Below are 18139 nucleotides of genomic sequence, written 5' to 3'. Positions count from 1 at the left end.
TAAGAATTATTCTTGATGTAACCGCATTGCCGTTTAAACTGCTCGCTGTTTTGGTTTTCAGGTAGTGAGTCATGGAACTTTTACGCGTTGTTTATCGGCAGTATCGCTGGCCGTTTATCATGGTAATGGCTCTGAGCCTTGCCAGTGCCGCATTGGGTATTGGCCTGATTGCTTTTATCAATCAGCGACTGATTGAAACCCCGGACGTTTCTCTGTCGGTACTTCCCGAATTTCTTGGCCTGCTGCTGCTGCTGATGGCGGTGACGCTCGGCTCGCAGCTGGCGCTGACTACCCTTGGCCACCATTTCGTCTTCCGCCTGCGCAGCGAATTCATTAAACGTCTGATGGACACCCATGTGGAGCGTGTCGAGCAGCTCGGCAGTGCCGCACTGCTCGCGGGCCTGACCAGCGACGTGCGTAACATCACCATTGCCTTTGTCCGCTTGCCTGAGCTGGTACAGGGGATCATCCTGACTTTTGGTTCCGCAGCCTATCTGGCATGGCTCTCGCCAAAAATGCTGGCGGTGACTGCCGTCTGGGTGGCGATCACGATCTTCGGCGGCTTCCTGCTGGTAGCCCGTGTCTATAAACACCTGGCGAAGCTGCGTGATATTGAAGACAACTTATATCACGATTACCAGACGGTGATAGAAGGGCGTAAAGAGCTGGCGTTGAACCGCGAACGTGCGGAACGTCTGTATGAAGATACTTATCTCCCTCACGCCGGCGACTACCGTAGCCATATCATCCGCGCAGATACCTTCCATCTGAGTGCCGTGAACTGGTCGAACATTATGATGCTGGGCGTGATTGGCCTGGTATTCTGGATGGCGAACAGCCTGGGCTGGTCAGACACTAACGTGGCGGCGACCTTCTCATTGACGCTGCTTTTCCTGCGCACGCCGATGCTTTCTGCCGTTGGCGCACTGCCAACGCTGCTTAGCGCCCAGGTGGCGTTCAACAAGCTGAAACAGTTTGAGCTGGCACCTTTCGATGCGGCATTCCCGCGCTCAAAAGAAGCGGGCCAGTGGCAGACGCTGGAAATGCGCGATGTCGTCTTTAAATACGGCGATAACGCCTTCACCGTTGGGCCTTTGAACCTGAAAATTGAGCGGGGCGAACTTATCTTCCTGATTGGCGGCAACGGCAGCGGCAAGTCTACGTTGGCCATGCTGTTGACCGGGCTTTATCACCCGGTATCCGGGGAGATATTCCTCGATGGCAAACAAATCGATGCCAGCAGCCTGGATGATTATCGCAAATTGTTCTCTGCCGTCTTTACCGACGTCTGGCTGTTCGATCGTCTGCTGGGACAGCAGGGCGCGCAGGCCAAACCAGAACTGGTTGCCAGCTGGCTAAACCGCCTGAAAATGAGCGAAAAGCTGGAGCTGGACAATGGTACCATCCTCAATCTGAAGCTTTCCAAAGGGCAGAAAAAACGCGTGGCGCTGCTGCTTGCGCTGGCGGAAGAGCGGGACATTATTCTGCTCGACGAGTGGGCCGCCGATCAGGATCCGCATTTCCGTCGCGAGTTCTATCAGGAACTGTTGCCGCTGATGCAGCAGATGGGGAAAACGATCTTCGCCATCAGCCATGACGACCATTACTTTATTCATGCTGACCGCCTGCTGGAGATGCGTCAGGGGCAGTTAAGCGAGCTGACCGGGCAGGAGCGAGACAGCGCCTCACGGGATGCTGTTGCCAGAACGGGAAGTTAACGCCGATAAAAATGGATAAACGACAGCGTGTCATTCCCCGAATAATATCGAGTGACGCTGCGTTTTTTCGGCCTGTGAGCAAAATTAACCAGCGCTTTAAGCGCTGGTTTTTTGTTTTCTGCGCTGCATAAGGCTATAACTATCCTCGTCGTTAACAGGGAAACAACGCCAGATGTCAGCCACTCCGAAGTACAGCAATAAACAACGCGAGCAAGACCGCGCCAGAATCCTCCAGATCCTGCTTACCCATAAAGCCGTTGCCAGCGGTATCCTCAGGCGTTTTCCTGCGCCCGATGCGCAAACCGCCGAGCAGGATATTGCCGAAATCGTGTCGCTTGTCGGCAGACTGCCCGCTCCCGATCTGGCCGATGTACTCGAGGCGCTGCCCTCCGAGGAGCGAGATGCGCTCTGGAGCCTGGTTAAAGAGGATAAGCGCGGGCCGGTGCTGATCGAAGCGTCGGAAACCGTCTGGGACGATCTTATCGAAGATATGTCCGATAAAGCGCTGCTTAAAGCGCTGGCACCGCTCGATATCGATGACCAGATTTATCTGGCGCAATACCTGCCTCGTGACCTGATGGGCCGTCTGTTGGCAACGCTGCCGCAGGATGCCCGTACTCAGGTTCGTAAAGTCCTGCACTACGACAAGCATAGCGTTGGCGCAATCATGGACTTCGAGGTGATAACTATCCGGGCCGACGTAACGCTTGGCGTTGTGCAGCGCTACCTGCGCCTGCGCGGCAAGGTTCCTGAAAATACCGACAAACTCTTTGTGACCAGCCGCGATAAGACTTTACTGGGTGAGCTGGGGCTGACCACCATTCTGCTTCACTCGCCAGAGACGCCGGTCATTAAGGTGATGGACGATAATCCAACCTGCTTTGCGCCGGAAGATGACGATGAAATTGCAGCGCGCACCTTTGAAAGGGATAACCTGATAAGCGCAGCCGTCATTGACGCGACCGGCAAACTGATGGGGCGTCTGACCATCGATGAGATTGTTGACGTAGTGTATGAGGAAACGGACAACGATCTGCGTCGCATGGGTGGCCTGAGCGCGGAAGAAGATGTTTTTGCGCCGGTAGGCAAAGCCGTGAAGGCTCGCTGGGCCTGGCTTGCGATAAATTTATGTACGGCATTCGTTGCTTCTCGCGTCATCGGTATGTTTGAACACACCATTTCGCAGCTGGTGGCTCTTGCCTCACTGATGCCTATTGTGGCCGGCATTGGCGGCAATACGGGAAATCAGACCATCACTATGATTGTCCGTGCCCTGGCACTACAACATATTCAGGCCGGAAACTACTCGTTCCTGGTTCTGCGTGAGCTGGGCGTCGCGCTGATAAACGGCATTGTCTGGGGCGGGGTAATGGGAACCGTGACCTGGCTGCTGTATGACGATCCCGCGCTGGGGGGAGTCATGACGCTTGCGATGGTGTTAAACCTGCTGGTCGCTGCCATAATGGGTGTACTGATCCCAATGATCATGACCCGACTGGGGAAAGACCCGGCGGTAGGATCGAGCGTGATGATAACAGCCCTTACCGATACCGGCGGCTTCTTTATCTTCCTGGGGCTTGCGACTATTTTTCTGCTTAAGTGAAAAAGCGCTGAATATAATCGATGGGGCTTCGGAGCCCCTTTTAAATGGTTTTTCTGCTGGTTGTTTGTCTTACCCATGCTTCATCATATTTAACATTCCCGCGCATATAGTTCCGTTCAATACATCTGGTTCTAAATTCAACAATCCCCCCAAGTTTGATACGCGTTCCAGATGTCTGTCCTTTTTTCATTTACAGGCATCTTAATACAATCAATCCATATGTGTAATAAGCTAAAATATTATAGTGCGAAAAACGTCCGTAGAAAAATGGGGGTATCATGTGAAAATATTATAAACATAACCAAGAGTACATTGCATATAAATGAAAATTAATTTTTAAAGTAATTCTTTGATATGAAAGTGGCCATCGGCGAGAGGATATTAAAATATTCGATCGCTTCAAAGTATGAGATATACCCTGCTAAAGGTAACGTACCTGCTAATCTGATTCTGGTCACAAAAAATAATATGTTCTGCGGGTGCGAGTTATTACAAGTAAAGTGCTGGAAGTTTAATGGCCGGTAGTTCCAGCCATCGTGGCGTGAATCTCTGGTAAAAATTTCTGACGGCATATCCGCAATATGTTACCTGATAGTTCCTGTTCACATATGGTTTAAGAAAAATAACTGGTATGGTCAGTCAAGCGAAACATTTCATAATATATATAGTCATTTTGAGTTGTAAATGTAATGATCCACCTTACTTAAAAGTTTACTAATATTCATCCTTGAAACCTTGCCTCCTTCTGTAGAATTAAAACCATCATCGGTGAAAATAACTGTAGCATTGCTGTAATTAGGTGAAAAAACGAAGTTATTTTCAAATGCTTTGTCAATTACTCTATTGTTGTAAATGGCAAATAATTTTTTATCATAAAAACTGGAAATGTGAACAAAAACAGTATCAACAGAAATTACAAATTCTGCGTTTTTAACTAATGTAATGGCTGAATCAAATGTACCAAAAGGATCTGTAATAAAGTGATTATTTAAACTGCTGGGTAAATTAGAAAGTTGCTCAGTTGAACCAAGAATAATTGTTATATATTTTTCATTTTTATTAATGTGATTTAATATGTCGGAGCATTGAGTCGGAGATAAGTTCCTCACTTCATTAGATGCAAATGGGCAGAGTACAACTAATTTTTTTTTACCTAATGTTTTACTAACCCATTCGGTAATTTCATACTCGATGTCTGCATCTGGTTTGAGTTGAATGCATTTTATGTTGCTATTATAATGTAATTCTTCTTCTATATATTTGAATCTAGAAGAAAAGTGACTGCGATATTCAGTGTAAGTTATGTTCTTATCATATATATGAGTGTTAAATCCAATTGTATAACTAAAGTCAGAGTTAAGAATTAATCTTATTTTAGCTGCAATTTCATGGGCATTATCATACGGATCAATGAATATATCATACCCTGTAAGATTAATTTTATTTTTTTTTAAAATGACACCATCGACTTCAATCAGTGAATCAAAAATAAAAGCGCATTTAGGTTCGGTGATTACGCTAACTTTATAACCTACGGAACGTAAACTTGAGATTAATTCTGATAATATTAAACAATCCCCTATGCCTTTCCCCATATAAATGACGACTTTTTTTGAGTTAAGGTTTAGCACATTATCTTTTCTTCTTGATTTGTAATAAATTACTTGTATGTTTAAAAACAGCATCCGAAAAAAAGCGTTCCGCCTGTGGTTTAACTTTATCAGAGTTCTCGATAATTTCATTTTCATATCTCCGTTTGGAAATCACAAACTTCACTATTATGTCATGACTAGCACACCCATTGGTGCCATTTGTCAATGCCGTTTTACTACATTTTCTTACCAGATTTCGTTTGTGTGCAGATTGACTTTTCCTGATGTCGTCCTGAGAGCTGTAATCAGCGGGTGTTAAATCTGCAACCATTTTGATGGGGTTATCCCCTGTGTTTTTCCATAAATATAATGGTCAACAAAAAAGCAGCCATAAGAGGCTGCTTTTAAAGGGGATTCTGGTCGGCACGAGAGGATTTGAACCTCCGACCCCCGACACCCCATGACGGTGCGCTACCAGGCTGCGCTACGTGCCGACAACTGGATAAAAATATTACCGCTTTTGTTGGCTATTGCAAGATGCTCCAACGCTAAGTGTTTTATAAATATACAATCAGTTCGCGATAAAGCGCTTCTCGTCGGTCAGAACCTGTAGCAGCAGCCCCAGCTGCGGCTTAGTTTCTTCGATACGCTCACCCTGCAAATCATAGATGCGGTAGTTACCGTTATTATCCAGCACCAGCGTCATCTGCGGCATGGTCACGGCCAGGCTGTTGTTATCTGCACCCACGACCCAGTTATTGCGACGGGTGGCGGCAAATAAGTCCTCACCCTGCGAGTACTCATTCGGCGGCGTTTTAACATGCAGCAGGCGTTGCATCAGGGTTGTCATCACGTCCTGGTGGTCGGTCAGTTTGCCGACGGTTTGCGCCGGCGTACCCGGCCAGTGGATGACCAAAGGTACCTGAATGCGCGAACGTGCCCAGGCGAAGGAATCCCTTTCGCTGCCAAGCGGAACACCGTGACCGGCGGTTAAGATGACTACCGTATTGTCCAGCTTGCCTGAGGCTTTCAGTCCGTCCAGCACACGCTGAATTTGTGCGTCCACATTATGTGCGGCGCGGGTATATCGACGCGTAAAGGCCTGGTTGTTGCTGTCTTCATCGATGCTGGTGCCGTTGAAGGCAATCCAGGAGAACCAGCGGTTATCTTCAGAGGCGTATTGCTTAAGCCAGTTAATCCATTGCGACGCCGTTTCGCTATCCGACTGGCTTTTGGCCGATGGCAAAGAGAAGTCAGAGAGCAGCGCCTGGCGGTACATGGATGAATTAAAACCGTCCGAGGCGAACAGGCCGAGCTGATAGCCCTGCTGGTTCAGCGCGGTAATCAGCGCCGCCGGAATGCGGGCTGAAAGCACGCCGTCCATATAGGCCGGAGAAATACCATAGAACAGGCCGAAGATGCCGTTATCCGTCCCGTTACCTGCGCTCATATGTTGAGTAAAGTTGACGTTGTTTTGCGCAAACTGATTCAGGGCAGGGAGGTCTTTTGCCATGCGGGAGGCGTTCAGGCCATCAACGGTAATCAGCAGGACGTTATGTCCGGTGCCCATATCATTAAACTGCAGATTGCTCAGTGGGTACTGCACCGACACCGCTTCCGGATTACCCTGCTCAACCAGACGACGCTGGTACTCTTTGGCGTCCAGCAGCCCGTGCTTCTCAAGGAAGCGGCGAGCGGTCATCGGGTAGGCGAGCGGCAGGTTTGCACGCTGCATGGTAATCGGGCGATAGAAATTGGCATCTGCCCAGATGTACATCATATGGCTGCTGAAAAAGGCCACAAAGAACAGGGCAACGACAGGTCTGGCAAAGTGTCTGCGGCGTCCCAGGCTGCGCAGTTTCTGCCAGCTCCAGGTCGCAAACAGCATCTCAATAAGCAGGATCACCGGCACGCTAATAAACATCAGCTGCCAGTCACGCGCCATTTCGCTCTGGTCGGGGTTAATCACCAGTTCCCAGACGACAGGGTTGAGATGGAGATGGAAACGGGTAAAGACTTCACTGTCGATGAGCAACAGCGTCAGACCTGCGGTCGCAAAGGCTGCCGACAGGAAACGCATCAGCCGCTGCGACATCACGACAAAGGTGAGCGGGAAAAGTATCAGCAGATACGCCGCAAAGACGATAAAGCTAAAGTGGCCAATAACGCTCAGATACGAATACACGCGCCCGGTGAGCGTCGTTGGCCAGTCGGCAACGAACAGATAGCGGCTACCCAGCAGCGTCGCCAGCAGGATATTAAACAGGGCGAACCAATGTCCCCAGCTGACCATCTGGGAAACTTTTTCGCGGTAGCGCTGACGGTTAGTCACCATAACTCGTAGCTACAATCCCTTAATGAGCTTTGTCTTCACTCACAGATGCCTGTAGCGCCTGCGCGAAAGACTGAGCCAGCGTGCGGCGCTGGGCCGAAGCCACGCTGGTGTTGATAAGATTGGTGACCATATTTCCCAATACCATCAGGGAAAGATCGGTTGGCGCATGGTGTTTTTCCAGTACGCCAGCCAGTTCGGCCAGCAGCTCTTCTACTTGTTCATCACTATAACGGGATATTTGTGGCATAAATTCAGAATCGGTTATGTTCAGGAAAGGGCGTTATCTTACCGTAGGAGCGCCATTTTTTCTGCATTTTTATCTTCTGTTGCACATGGCTTCCGGCAGTGGTTGAATACCGCCCGGTCTTTAAGGAGAGTTTAACATGAGTCTGGATATCAACCAGATTGCCCTGCATCAGCTTATCAAGCGCGGTGAAGAGACGCTTGAGGTGGTGCTGCGCGATTCCCTACTGGCAACAAACGGTGCCGTAGAAGAGATGATGGCTGAGCTACACCGGGTGTATAGCGCCAAAAATAAAGCTTACGGCCTGTTTAGTGATGAGAGCGAGCTGGCGGAAGCACTCCGCTCACAGCGCAGAGGGGACGAGGATTTTCTCGCCTTTAGCCGTGCCGCAACCGGCCGTCTGCGTGACGAACTGGCAAAATATCCCTTTGCGGATGGCGGTATCGTCCTGTTTTGTCACTATCGTTATCTGGCTGTGGAATACCTTCTGGTGGCGGTGCTCAACAATCTGAGCAGTATGCGCGTCAACGAAGAGTTGGATATCAGCTCCACGCATTACCTGGATATTAACCATGCCGATATCGTTGCGCGGGTCGATCTGACCGAATGGGAAACCAATCCGGAGTCCACGCGTTATCTGACCTTCCTGCGAGGTCGCGTTGGCCGCAAGGTATCCGATTTCTTTATGGATTTCCTCGGTGCCAGCGAAGGTCTGAATGCCAAAGCGCAAAACAAAGGTCTGTTACAGGCGCTGGATGACTTCACCAACGAAGCACAGCTAGATAAGAATGAACGTCAGACGGCTCGTCAGCAGGTTTATGCCTACTGTAACGAGCAGCTACAGGCAGGGGAGGAGATCGAACTTTCTTCTCTGGCAGATGAATTGCCGTGGGCTGTCGATGACAAAAACTTCCAGCAGTTCACCGCTGAAAAAGGCTATGAGCTGGAAGAGAGTTTCCCTGGGGATCGCAGCACCCTGCGCCAGCTGACAAAATACGCGGGTAGCGGCGGTGGTTTAACGATTAACTTCGATGCCATGCTGCTCGGTGAACGTATTTTCTGGGATCCGGCCACCGACACCCTGACCATCAAAGGCACCCCGCCAAACCTGCGCGATCAGCTCCAGCGCCGCAGCTCAGGCAAGTAACAGCGTTCGAATTCTGGAATCATTCCCGCATATCCTGAGGCCCGCTACCCGTAGCGGGCTTTTTTATCTGGCAGGCTAAATATCAGATCGCTATTATCATTTATACGAAATTTCGTATATCATGGAGTGATAATGCCTAAGCCAGTCAGTTTCATTGATACAAGCCTTGCAGATTTGCGGCAGTTTCCAATGGATGCAAGAAAAGAGGCCGGGTATCAGCTTGATAAAGTACAGCATGGTTTTGATCCCGATGACTGGCGGCCCTTTACCGCTGTAGGACCAGGAGTAAAGGAGATACGCATCAGGGATGAGCAGGGGATTTATCGCGTAATGTATGTCGCGAAGTTTGAAGAAGCGGTGTACGTGCTTCACTGTTTTCAGAAGAAAACTCAAACCACACGTGGCAAAGATGTTGAGCTGGCGGCGCAGCGATTTCGTGCGCTGCTTGTGGAGAGAAATAAATGAAAATTCAGACCTTCGACAGCGTCTGGGATGCCATCAGCGACACCCCCGAGCAAGCAGAAAACATGAAGGTGCGTGCGCAGCTCATGCAGGCCTTACAGAACTGGATTGAGCGTAAAGAACTTAGCCAGGCGGAGGCCGCAGAAGTGCTGGGGCTTAGCCAGCCTCGCGTATCTGAACTGATGCGTGGAAAAATACAGCTGTTCAGTGTCGACAGGCTTATTACCATCATGGCTGCCGTTGGGATGCATATTAGCAGTATTGAAATCTGCGAAACCGCAGCGGCTTAAAGCAAAAAACCCGCCGAAGCGGGTTTTTTTTCGAGCCTGATTCGCGATTAAGCGCGAACGAAGTCGATGTGAGACAGTTTTGGCTTGAACGGGTGACGCTGAACAGCCTGAACCTTCACTTTTACTTCTTTACCGTCAACAACCAGAGTCAGAACTTCTTCGTAGAAACCTGGTTTAGTTTGCAGGTTCATTACGGAGTCGTGGTCCAGTTCGATAGAGATTGCAGCTTCTTTGCCACCGTAGATGATAGCTGGGAATTTGTTTGCTGCACGCAGGCGGCGGCTCGCACCCTTGCCCTGCTCTTTGCGTTCTTCAACATTGATAGTAAACATTAAATGTTTCTCTCTAAATAAGCCTGCTACAGGCGACCCAGCAACAGGTAAGTTATCTGCTTTGCGGATGCAAAAGCGGGCGGCATTATAGCCATATCTGGCCGGATGGGCAATGCGTATCGCCACTAACCGCGCAATTCATTTGCCCGGCGGTAGCGCCCTTCGTAGTCGAATACCTTTTCCCGAACGTTCCAGAAGCTGCCGTTTTTACGGGCGACGACAAAATCAGGATGGCGCAGGAGCGCCTGCTGGGTGACAACGTCAGCCGCCGTTATCCAGCGCAAGGGGACGCCCGGCGCACGGCTGTGAGGGCGGATAAACAGCTGCTCGAAGGCCATGCGCTGGGCCGGGGTGTGCAGACGGAAGCGCTCGCTTACATCCGCTCCGTCCTCGTCGTAATAGGTGATTTTCAGCCAGTCGCCTTTCGCATCGCCGCCGTGCTGCAGCGCCATACCGCTACAGCGCAGGACCAGCGCATCTTTCAGCTTCAGCGCCGCCTTCAGCATGTCGTCCGGGTCGACAAGCACATGGTCACAGGTGTGGCAGCGGCGGGCGGCAATATCGTTTTCCGCATTGCACTGCGGGCAATTTTTGAAGCGGAAGCGGTAATCGCACTGCTCGCGATGCCCTTCGTCATCTTCAAACCAGCCCTGACAGCGGCGGCCAAAATGCTCAATGAGGGTGCCGTCGACGGTGGTTTTGCCCCAGAAAGTATTGGCAAAGCCGCAGGAGGGGCAAAAAACCTGCACCGGCACGTTGTCACTTTTCCCTTTCGCGTTGCCAACTTCCGGGGTAAAGAGATCGTGCGGGTTACCGGCATAGTCCAGAATCAGGCAGTCGGTTTTGCCAGGCGACAGGCGCAGCCCGCGCCCCACGATCTGTTGGTAAAGACTTACTGATTCCGTTGGTCGCAGAATAGCAATCAAATCCACATGGGGGGCGTCGAAGCCGGTGGTAAGCACCGCCACGTTAACCAAGTAGCGGAACTGCTGTTGTTTGAACGCTTCTATTAAGGTATCCCGAACCGGGCCGGGCGTGTCCGCGGTGATCAGTGCGGCGTCGCTTGCGGGCAGCAGGGCGGTAATTTCTTTCGCATGCTCTACGGTGGCGGCAAAAATCATCACTCCCCGGCGTTCGGCAGCAAATTCAACAATCTGGCTGATGATAAGGGGCGTGATGCGCTTCTGCTGTTTTAGCTCGCGGTTAAGATCGGCTTCGCTGAATAAGCCGTTGGACTGGGCCTGCAGGCGGCTGAAGTCGTACTGCACAACCGGCATGTCGAGCCGTTCGGGCGGCGTCAGATAACCATGTTTGATCATGTAGCGCAGCGGCAGTTCATAAATGCAGTCGCGAAACAGCGCTTTTTCATCGCCCCGTACCATGCCGTGATAATGAAAGTGATAAATCCAGCCCTTGCCCAGACGATAAGGGGTCGCGGTCAGACCGAGCAGGCGCAGCTTTGGATTGGCGGTACGCAGGTGCGAAAGGATTTGCTGATACTGGCTGTCATCGGACTCGCCGATGCGGTGGCATTCATCCACAATCAGCAGTGAAAACTCACCGTGGAACTGGTCAAGATTGCGCGCCACCGACTGGACGCTGCCAAAAACCACTTTGCCATGGCTCTCTTTTCGGGAGAGCCCGGCGGCAAAGATGTCGGCCTCAAGCCCCAGCGCGCAATACTTGGCATGGTTCTGGGCAACCAGCTCTTTAACGTGAGCAAGTACCAACACACGGCCACGGGCAATACGTGCCAGTTCGGCAATGACCAGACTTTTGCCTGCCCCCGTTGGGAGCACGATAACGGCAGGCTCAAGGTGCTTGCGAAAATGGGTGAGGGTGGCATCCACCGCTTCTTGTTGGTACGGACGTAGAGTAAAGGACATCAGAAATCTGGCTTCATTGATTGATTCATTGAATGCTTCAGCGGCGATTATGGCACGAAACGGGGTTTTAGCTTGAGAGAGTTTTCTATCCCGCTATACTGGCAAACTAATTAACAGGCAAACGATTTTGGCCTCAAAATCGGGCAGCAAGGCCCGGCCAGCGAATGATGCTGGTACCTCCATGACACAGGCAAGACTTAATGCGACTCGACAAATTTATCTCTCAGCAACTGGACGTTAGCCGTGCCATTGCTGGCCGTGAAATCCGCGCTCAACGTATCACTATCGACGGTGAAATCGTGCGTGACGCCTCTTTCAAACTGCGCCCTGAACACCAGGTTGAGTTTGACGGCAACCCGTTGAACCAGCAAAACGGCCCACGCTATTTTATGCTTAACAAACCGCAGGGTTACGTGTGCTCAACCGAAGACCCGGATCATCCAACCGTGCTGTATTTCCTGGATGTACCCGTCGCCTATAAGTTACATGCTGCGGGACGCCTGGATATCGACACCACCGGCCTGGTGCTGATGACCGATGACGGCCAGTGGTCGCACCGCATCACATCGCCGCGTCACCACTGCGAGAAAACCTATCTGGTCACGCTTGAATCTCCTGTAGCCGATGATACCGCTGAGCAATTTGCGCAGGGCGTTCAGCTACATAATGAAAAAGACCTGACAAAACCCGCTACCCTTGAAGTGATTACCCCGACCGAAGTGCGCCTGACCATCAGCGAAGGACGCTACCACCAGGTGAAGCGTATGTTTGCTGCGGTAGGAAATCGAGTGATTGGTCTGCACCGCGAGCGTATCGGCGGGATCCGTCTTGACGACGATCTGGAACCGGGTGAATACCGCCCGTTAACAGAAGAAGAGATTGCCAGCGTCGGCATGCCAAAAAGCTAAATTCGGGAGTTACCGTTGAGTATCAAGCAGAACTCGTCTGTCGGAATTGTGGTGATTCTTGGCCTGCTGGCCATGTTAATGCCGCTGTCGATTGATATGTACCTGCCGGCGCTGCCGGTTATCGCCTCTGAGTTTGGCGTGCCTGCGGGCAGCGCGCAAATGACGCTAAGTACTTACATACTTGGCTTTGCTATCGGTCAGTTGTTCTACGGCCCGATGGCGGACAGCATCGGGCGCAAGCCGGTCGTGCTGGGCGGTACGCTGGTGTTTGCCGCAGCGGCAATTGCCTGCGCGCTTTCCCAGACCATTGATCATCTGATCTTCATGCGCTTCCTGCACGGTTTATCCGCAGCGGCGGCGAGCGTGGTGATCAACGCGCTGATGCGCGATATCTATCCGAAAGAAGAGTTCTCCCGCATGATGTCGTTCGTCATGCTGATCACGACCATTGCTCCGCTGGTCGCGCCGATGGTGGGCGGTGCGGTACTGGTGTGGTTCAGCTGGCACGCTATTTTCTGGATCCTGGCTATCGCGGCGCTGCTGGCTTCGGCGATGATTTTCTTCCTCATCCACGAAACGCTGCCCGCTGAACATCGTCAGAAGTTCCACCTGCGCACCACTATCGGCAACTTCGCCACGCTGTTCCGCCACAAGCGTGTGCTGAGCTATATGCTGGCAAGCGGGTTCAGCTTCGCGGGAATGTTCTCGTTCCTGAGCGCCGGACCGTTTGTTTACATAGAGCTTAACCACGTAGCGCCGCAGCACTTTGGCTACTATTTCGCGATTAACATCGTCTTTCTGTTTGTGATGACCATCATTAACAGCCGCTTCGTACGCCGCGTCGGCGCGCTCGCGATGTTCCGCACGGGGCTTTATGTGCAGTTCGCAATGGCTATCTGGCTGGTTGTCAGCACCCAGTTTGATTTCGGTTTCTGGGCGCTGGTGCTTGGGGTGGCTGCTTTTGTTGGCTGTGTGTCGATGGTGTCGTCAAATGCGATGGCGGTCATTCTCGATGAGTTTCCCCATATGGCGGGAACGGCGTCGTCGCTGGCCGGGACATTTCGTTTTGGCATTGGTGCGTTCACCGGCGCGCTGCTGTCTGTGGCAACCTTCAGCACCGCGTGGCCGATGATCTGGTCTATCGCCGTTTGTGCCACCTGTTCGATCCTCTTCTATCTCTACGCAAGCCGTCCACGTAAGACTTTAGCTTAATCCTAAAGGGGCATATTGCATGCCCCTTTCTTAATCCAAATCAACAAAATTTCCCGCCGCAGGCCTACAATTTGTTTCTTGAATGTAAACGGTGCTGCAACAAAAAGTCATCGCTTTGTAGTTAAAAAGGTTGAGTTAGATCGCAGAAAGCGTTACATATAGCGCCGAAATGCGTGCGCTGGCGCACAAATATAGCGTTCGGACTGAAAAATTATATTAATTACTCCATCGGATGTCAGCGGTTTGCCTGGCGCCGATGCGCAATTTGGCAACAATGTGTTAACCTTTATGTAAACTATTTGAGCTCTACATTGTATGAATTTTCTGGGGACACGATTTTGAATACCTTACAGCTTTCCATCGTTCATCGCTTACCGCAGAGCTACCGCTGGTCGGCAGGTTTTGCAGGTTCAAGAGTTGAACCGATTCCGCAGCACGGTCAGAATGCTGAAAACTGCCTTATCGGCCTGAAACTGCTCAGCCAGGACGGCGAAGAAGCCTGGCCAATCATGCACAAGCTCAGCCAGGCGTTAAGCGATATCGAAGTGGTCAGCTCCGTGGTGGAATGTGAGGGCGAGCCCTGCCTGTTTGTGAACCGACAGGATGAATCTGCGGCGACCTGCCGACTGAAAAATTTTGGCGTAGCGATTGCCGAATCCTTCTCCAGCACCAATCCTTTTTGATTCGCCAGCTTCAGGCCAGCGCCAGAAGCTGGCGAGTATATTCCGCCTGCGGTGCTGCAAAGATCTCCTGACATAGCCCCTGCTCAACCACTTCCCCTTGCCTTAGTACAATGACCTGATGGCACAGAGACTTCACTACCTTCAGATCGTGGCTGATGAAAATATAGGCCAGACGGTGCTTTTCCTGTAACGACTTAAGCAGCGCCAGAATTTGCGCCTGAACGGATCGGTCTAAAGATGAGGTTGGCTCATCGAGGATGATCATCTCGGGCTGAAGAATAAGCGCCCGCGCGATGGCAATCCGCTGGCGTTGCCCACCAGAAAACTCTGCCGGGTAGCGGTGGCGCGTATCGGGATCCAGACCGACTTCAGCCATAGCCGCAATGACCCGCTTTTCACGATCCGCAGGGCTGAGGTCCGGGTGGTGAACACGTAGCCCCTCCTCGATAATTTGCAGGACGTCCAGGCGTGGATTCAGCGCTGAATTAGGATCCTGAAACACCACCTGAATACGGTGGCGCAGCGGCAGGAGCTTTTTGCGATTCAGTTCATGAAGAGGATGGCCGTCAAACCAGATAGTACCGCTGGAGTGAATGAGCCGTAGCAGCGCCATGCCGGTAGTACTTTTCCCCGATCCGGACTCACCGACAAGGCCTATGCACTCTCCCGGACGCAGCGAGAAGCTCAATCCTTTGATGCCATAATGATAGCCGATCGTTTTCTTGAGCAGGCCGCGGCGGATGGGGAAGGCAACCTCCAGCGACTCAACTTTTAGCAGCGGCGGCAGGCTTTCATCCAGAGGCCACGGCTCGCCGCTGGGTTCTGCGGCCAGCAGCTGTTGCGTATAAGCATGCTGCGGCGTTTTAAGCAGCGTAGCGGCTTTGTTTTGCTCCACGCACTTGCCGTTACGCATGACGGCGATGTTATCTGCGAGCTGCCTGACGATGCTCAAATTGTGGGTGATAAACAGCAGGCCCATATTCAGCTCCTGCTTTAACTCTTTCAGCAGCTGTAATATTTGCGCCTGAACCGTCACGTCGAGCGCGGTTGTTGGTTCGTCGGCAATCAGCAGCTCAGGGCGAGTAAGGAGCGCCATTGCTATCATCACGCGCTGACGCTCACCGCCGGAGAGCTGGTGGGGGAAATCGCCCAGACGTTTTGCAGCGTTGCGGATCCCCACCCGGTCCAGACAGGTCAACATTTCCGCCCTGGCGGCTTCGCGACGCATGCCACGGTGTAACGACAGCACTTCGTAGAGCTGTTTTTCGATGCTGTGCAGCGGGTTGAGCGAGACCATCGGCTCCTGGAAAATCATCGCGATTTTATTTCCGCGAATTCCCCGCAGCGTGCGTTCCGGCGCCTTTAACAGTTCCTGTCCTTTAAAATAGATCTCCCCGCCGGGATAGACGGCGGGCGGCGAGGGCAGCAGGCGCAGCACGGAAAGCGCCGTTACGCTTTTGCCCGAACCGGATTCACCCACCAACGCCAGCGTCTCTCCGGCCTCTATTTGCAGTGAAAGATCGTCAACCACCAGACGGGTTTCCGTCCCCTGGCTGAAGGCGATGGAGAGGTTATTGATGGAAAGCAGAGGGGGAGTCATGTCAGCGCGCCTTACTCGGGTCAAAGGCGTCACGCACCGCTTCGCCAATAAAAATCAATAACGTTAACAGGATAGACAGATACACAAAGGCGGTAACGCCCAGCCACGGTGCCTGGAGATTATTTTTTCCCTGCAACAGCAGCTCGCCGAGAGATGGCGAGCCGAGCGGCAGGCCAAAGCCCAGGAAATCCAGCGATGTCAGCGTGGTTATCGAGCCGCAGAGGATAAACGGTAAAAATGTCAGCGTGGCGACCATAGCGTTGGGTAGCATGTGGCGAGTCATGATCGCCCAATCACCCACGCCCATCGCCTGTGCCGCGCGAATATAGTCAAAATTACGGGTACGCAGGAATTCGGCCCGCACCACGCCAACCAGGCTCATCCAGCCGAACAGCACGGTAATGCCCAGCAGCCACCAGAAACTGGGCTGTATCACGCTTGATAGCAGGATGATGAGGAACAGGGTTGGCATGCCTGACCACACTTCGATAAAGCGTTGTCCCCATAAATCGACCCGTCCGCCGTAATAACCCTGCGCCGCCCCGGCCAGCACGCCAATCACGCTTGAAAAGATCGTCAGCATCAGGCCAAACAAAATGGAGATGCGCGTCCCGTACAGCAGCCGTGCCAGCACGTCGCCACCGTTTGCATCGGTACCCAGCCAGTTTTGAGCGCTCGGTGGGGAGGGGAAGGGAACGGGAGTGGCATAGTTAATGGCGTTCGCGCCAAAGCGAATCGGAGCCCAAAGCGTCCAGCCATCCCGGCTCAGATGTTCGGCAAGCCACGGATCCTGGTAATCCGCCGCGGTCGCCAGCGGACCGCCAAAGTCGCTTTCGCTGTAGTTAACCAGCGCCGGGAAAAAGAAACTATCCTGATAGTGCACCACCAGCGGCCGGTCGTTGGCCACCAGCTCGGAGCAGAGGCTCAGGGCAAACAGAATAGCGAAGATCCACAGCGACCAGTATCCCCGGCGGTTCTGGCGAAACCGCGCCCAGCGAGCCTGGTTAATCGGGCTTAAACGGCTCATCCTCGCCCCTCAAAATCGATACGCGGGTCAACAAAGGTATAGGTGATATCGCTGAGGATATTCAGCAGCAGGCCAATCAGCGTAAAAATATAGAGCGTGCCAAACATGACCGGATAATCGCGTGAAATGGTGGAGTCATAGCCCAGCAGGCCCAGGCCATTGAGTGAGAAAATGACTTCAATAAGTACCGAGCCGGTAAAGAACATGCTGATAAACGTAGCCGGGAAACCCGCTATCACCAGCAGCATGGCGTTGCGAAAGACATGGCGATAAAGAATTTTCTTTTCATCCAGTCCTTTCGCTCGCGCCGTCACCACATACTGTTTGCGGATCTCATCCAGAAACGAGTTTTTTGTCAGCATCGTGAGCGTGGCAAACCCGCCCACTACCGTTGCCAGCACCGGCAGCGTAATGTGCCACAGGTAATCGGTAATTTTCCCATACCAGGGCAGGGTGTCAAAATTGGTGGAGACCAGGCCACGCAGCGGGAACCAGTCCAGATAGCTGCCGCCTGCGAACAGCACAATCAATAAAATTGCGAACAAAAAGGCCGGAATTGCGTAGCCGATGATGATTAAGGTACTGCTCCAGCCATCGAAGTGGCTGCCGTTGCTGATGGCTTTACGGATGCCCAGCGGAATCGATACCAGATAAATAATCAGCGTACTCCACAGGCCGAGCGAAATGGAGACCGGCAGGCTTTCTTTGATGAGGTTCAGCACGGAAGCACTGCGAAACAGGCTGTCGCCAAAATCAAAGCGCACATAGTCCCAGAGCATTTTGAAGTAGCGTTCGTGAATCGGCTTATCGAAACCGTAGCGATGGGTGATTTCAGCGATGACTTCCGGATCCAGCCCGCGCGCGCCGCGATACTGATTATCGGTGGCGTTATCCACACCCACTCTGGCGTGGCCGCTGCCCATGGTATCAGCGCTGACGCCGGGTATACCGGAACCATGACCAAACTGAATCGCGGCGATGGCCTGGTCTACCGGGCCGCCGGGTGCAATTTGCACGATAAAAAAGTTGATGGTGATAATCGCCCACAGGGTTGGGATTATCAGCAGCAAACGCCTGAATAAATAGTTACCCACAATGCC

The 18139-nt window shown here is 52.2% G+C and carries 17 protein-coding genes and 1 tRNA gene; 8 read left to right on the top strand and 10 right to left on the bottom strand.

From position 1 onward, the window contains the following. Window positions 1-71: 71 nt before the first annotated feature. Both HYQ67_RS07725 and mgtE read left to right on the top strand, forming a co-directional pair. Window positions 72-1718, top strand: a complete 1647-nt coding sequence (locus HYQ67_RS07725) for a multidrug ABC transporter permease/ATP-binding protein (RefSeq protein WP_202303014.1) — start codon at window positions 72-74, stop codon at window positions 1716-1718. Between the two features lie 172 nt (window positions 1719-1890). Beyond that, a complete protein-coding gene (mgtE, locus tag HYQ67_RS07720; protein ID WP_202303012.1) occupies window positions 1891-3321 on the top strand; it encodes a magnesium transporter in 1431 nt (476 codons plus the stop codon). Between the two features lie 668 nt (window positions 3322-3989). Here the strand turns inward: mgtE and HYQ67_RS07715 are convergent. From HYQ67_RS07715 to HYQ67_RS07695, 5 genes are all read right to left on the bottom strand, one after another. Next, the gene (locus HYQ67_RS07715; RefSeq protein ID WP_202303010.1) at window positions 3990-4952 is read right to left on the bottom strand and encodes a glycosyltransferase family 9 protein; all 963 of its coding nucleotides are present in this window, start codon (window positions 4950-4952) and stop codon (window positions 3990-3992) included. A gap of 1 nt (window position 4953) precedes the next feature. Further along, complete coding sequence (locus HYQ67_RS07710) at window positions 4954-5244, bottom strand: hypothetical protein (RefSeq protein WP_202303008.1); 291 nt, start codon at window positions 5242-5244, stop codon at window positions 4954-4956. 86 nt (window positions 5245-5330) lie between these two features. Next, window positions 5331-5407 (bottom strand) — tRNA-Pro (locus tag HYQ67_RS07705). A 77-nt stretch (window positions 5408-5484) separates the two neighbouring features. After that, the gene (yejM, locus tag HYQ67_RS07700) at window positions 5485-7248 is read right to left on the bottom strand and encodes an LPS biosynthesis-modulating metalloenzyme YejM (RefSeq protein WP_202303006.1); all 1764 of its coding nucleotides are present in this window, start codon (window positions 7246-7248) and stop codon (window positions 5485-5487) included. 19 nt (window positions 7249-7267) lie between these two features. After that, window positions 7268-7495 (bottom strand): YejL family protein, encoded by a 228-nt coding sequence (locus HYQ67_RS07695; RefSeq protein WP_202303004.1) that lies wholly within the window; start codon window positions 7493-7495, stop codon window positions 7268-7270. Window positions 7496-7631: 136 nt separating this feature from the next. Between HYQ67_RS07695 and yejK the strand changes: the two genes are divergently transcribed. From yejK to HYQ67_RS07680, 3 genes are all read left to right on the top strand, one after another. Then, window positions 7632-8639, top strand: coding sequence for a nucleoid-associated protein YejK (yejK, locus tag HYQ67_RS07690; protein WP_202303002.1), 1008 nt, complete (start codon window positions 7632-7634; stop codon window positions 8637-8639). Between the two features lie 132 nt (window positions 8640-8771). After that, window positions 8772-9104, top strand: a complete 333-nt coding sequence (locus tag HYQ67_RS07685; RefSeq protein WP_202303000.1) for a type II toxin-antitoxin system RelE/ParE family toxin — start codon at window positions 8772-8774, stop codon at window positions 9102-9104. Then, on the top strand, window positions 9101-9391 hold the full coding sequence (locus HYQ67_RS07680; RefSeq protein WP_202302998.1) for a helix-turn-helix domain-containing protein: 291 nt from the start codon (window positions 9101-9103) through the stop codon (window positions 9389-9391). Before HYQ67_RS07685 ends, HYQ67_RS07680 begins: the two co-directional genes overlap by 4 nt. Before the next feature lie 47 nt (window positions 9392-9438). On the opposite strand, the gene rplY is transcribed toward HYQ67_RS07680, so the two are convergent. Together rplY and radD are read right to left on the bottom strand one after the other, a co-directional pair. Then, on the bottom strand, window positions 9439-9723 hold the full coding sequence (rplY, locus tag HYQ67_RS07675) for a 50S ribosomal protein L25 (RefSeq protein WP_202302996.1): 285 nt from the start codon (window positions 9721-9723) through the stop codon (window positions 9439-9441). A gap of 125 nt (window positions 9724-9848) precedes the next feature. Further along, the gene (gene radD / locus HYQ67_RS07670) at window positions 9849-11609 is read right to left on the bottom strand and encodes a DNA repair helicase RadD (protein ID WP_202302994.1); all 1761 of its coding nucleotides are present in this window, start codon (window positions 11607-11609) and stop codon (window positions 9849-9851) included. Window positions 11610-11809: 200 nt separating this feature from the next. Here radD and rsuA point away from each other — a divergent pair, with 200 nt between their 5' ends. From rsuA to HYQ67_RS07655, 3 genes are all read left to right on the top strand, one after another. Then, window positions 11810-12517, top strand: a complete 708-nt coding sequence (gene rsuA, locus HYQ67_RS07665) for a 16S rRNA pseudouridine(516) synthase RsuA (protein ID WP_202302993.1) — start codon at window positions 11810-11812, stop codon at window positions 12515-12517. A 15-nt stretch (window positions 12518-12532) separates the two neighbouring features. Beyond that, entirely contained in the window at window positions 12533-13729 is a 1197-nt protein-coding gene (locus tag HYQ67_RS07660) for a Bcr/CflA family multidrug efflux MFS transporter (RefSeq protein ID WP_202302991.1), read from the top strand. 338 nt (window positions 13730-14067) lie between these two features. Beyond that, a complete protein-coding gene (locus tag HYQ67_RS07655; RefSeq protein ID WP_202302989.1) occupies window positions 14068-14412 on the top strand; it encodes a YejG family protein in 345 nt (114 codons plus the stop codon). 10 nt (window positions 14413-14422) lie between these two features. Here HYQ67_RS07655 and yejF read toward each other — a convergent pair whose 3' ends face one another. The 3 genes from yejF to HYQ67_RS07640 are packed head-to-tail and all read right to left on the bottom strand — an operon-like array spanning window position 14423 to window position 18133. Beyond that, entirely contained in the window at window positions 14423-16012 is a 1590-nt protein-coding gene (yejF, locus tag HYQ67_RS07650) for a microcin C ABC transporter ATP-binding protein YejF (protein ID WP_202302987.1), read from the bottom strand. Window position 16013: 1 nt separating this feature from the next. Next, window positions 16014-17039, bottom strand: coding sequence for a microcin C ABC transporter permease (locus HYQ67_RS07645; RefSeq protein WP_202302986.1), 1026 nt, complete (start codon window positions 17037-17039; stop codon window positions 16014-16016). Further along, window positions 17036-18133, bottom strand: a complete 1098-nt coding sequence (locus HYQ67_RS07640) for a microcin C ABC transporter permease YejB (RefSeq protein ID WP_202302984.1) — start codon at window positions 18131-18133, stop codon at window positions 17036-17038. Before HYQ67_RS07640 ends, HYQ67_RS07645 begins: the two co-directional genes overlap by 4 nt. Between the last annotated feature and the right edge of the window lie 6 nt (window positions 18134-18139).

Source organism: Dryocola clanedunensis subsp. sulfonylureivorans (assembly GCF_016756775.1).
Taxonomy (GTDB): domain Bacteria; phylum Pseudomonadota; class Gammaproteobacteria; order Enterobacterales; family Enterobacteriaceae; genus Dryocola; species Dryocola clanedunensis.
The sequence above is the reverse complement of the archived record's forward strand: the minus strand, read 5'-3'. Positions and strand labels throughout refer to the sequence as shown.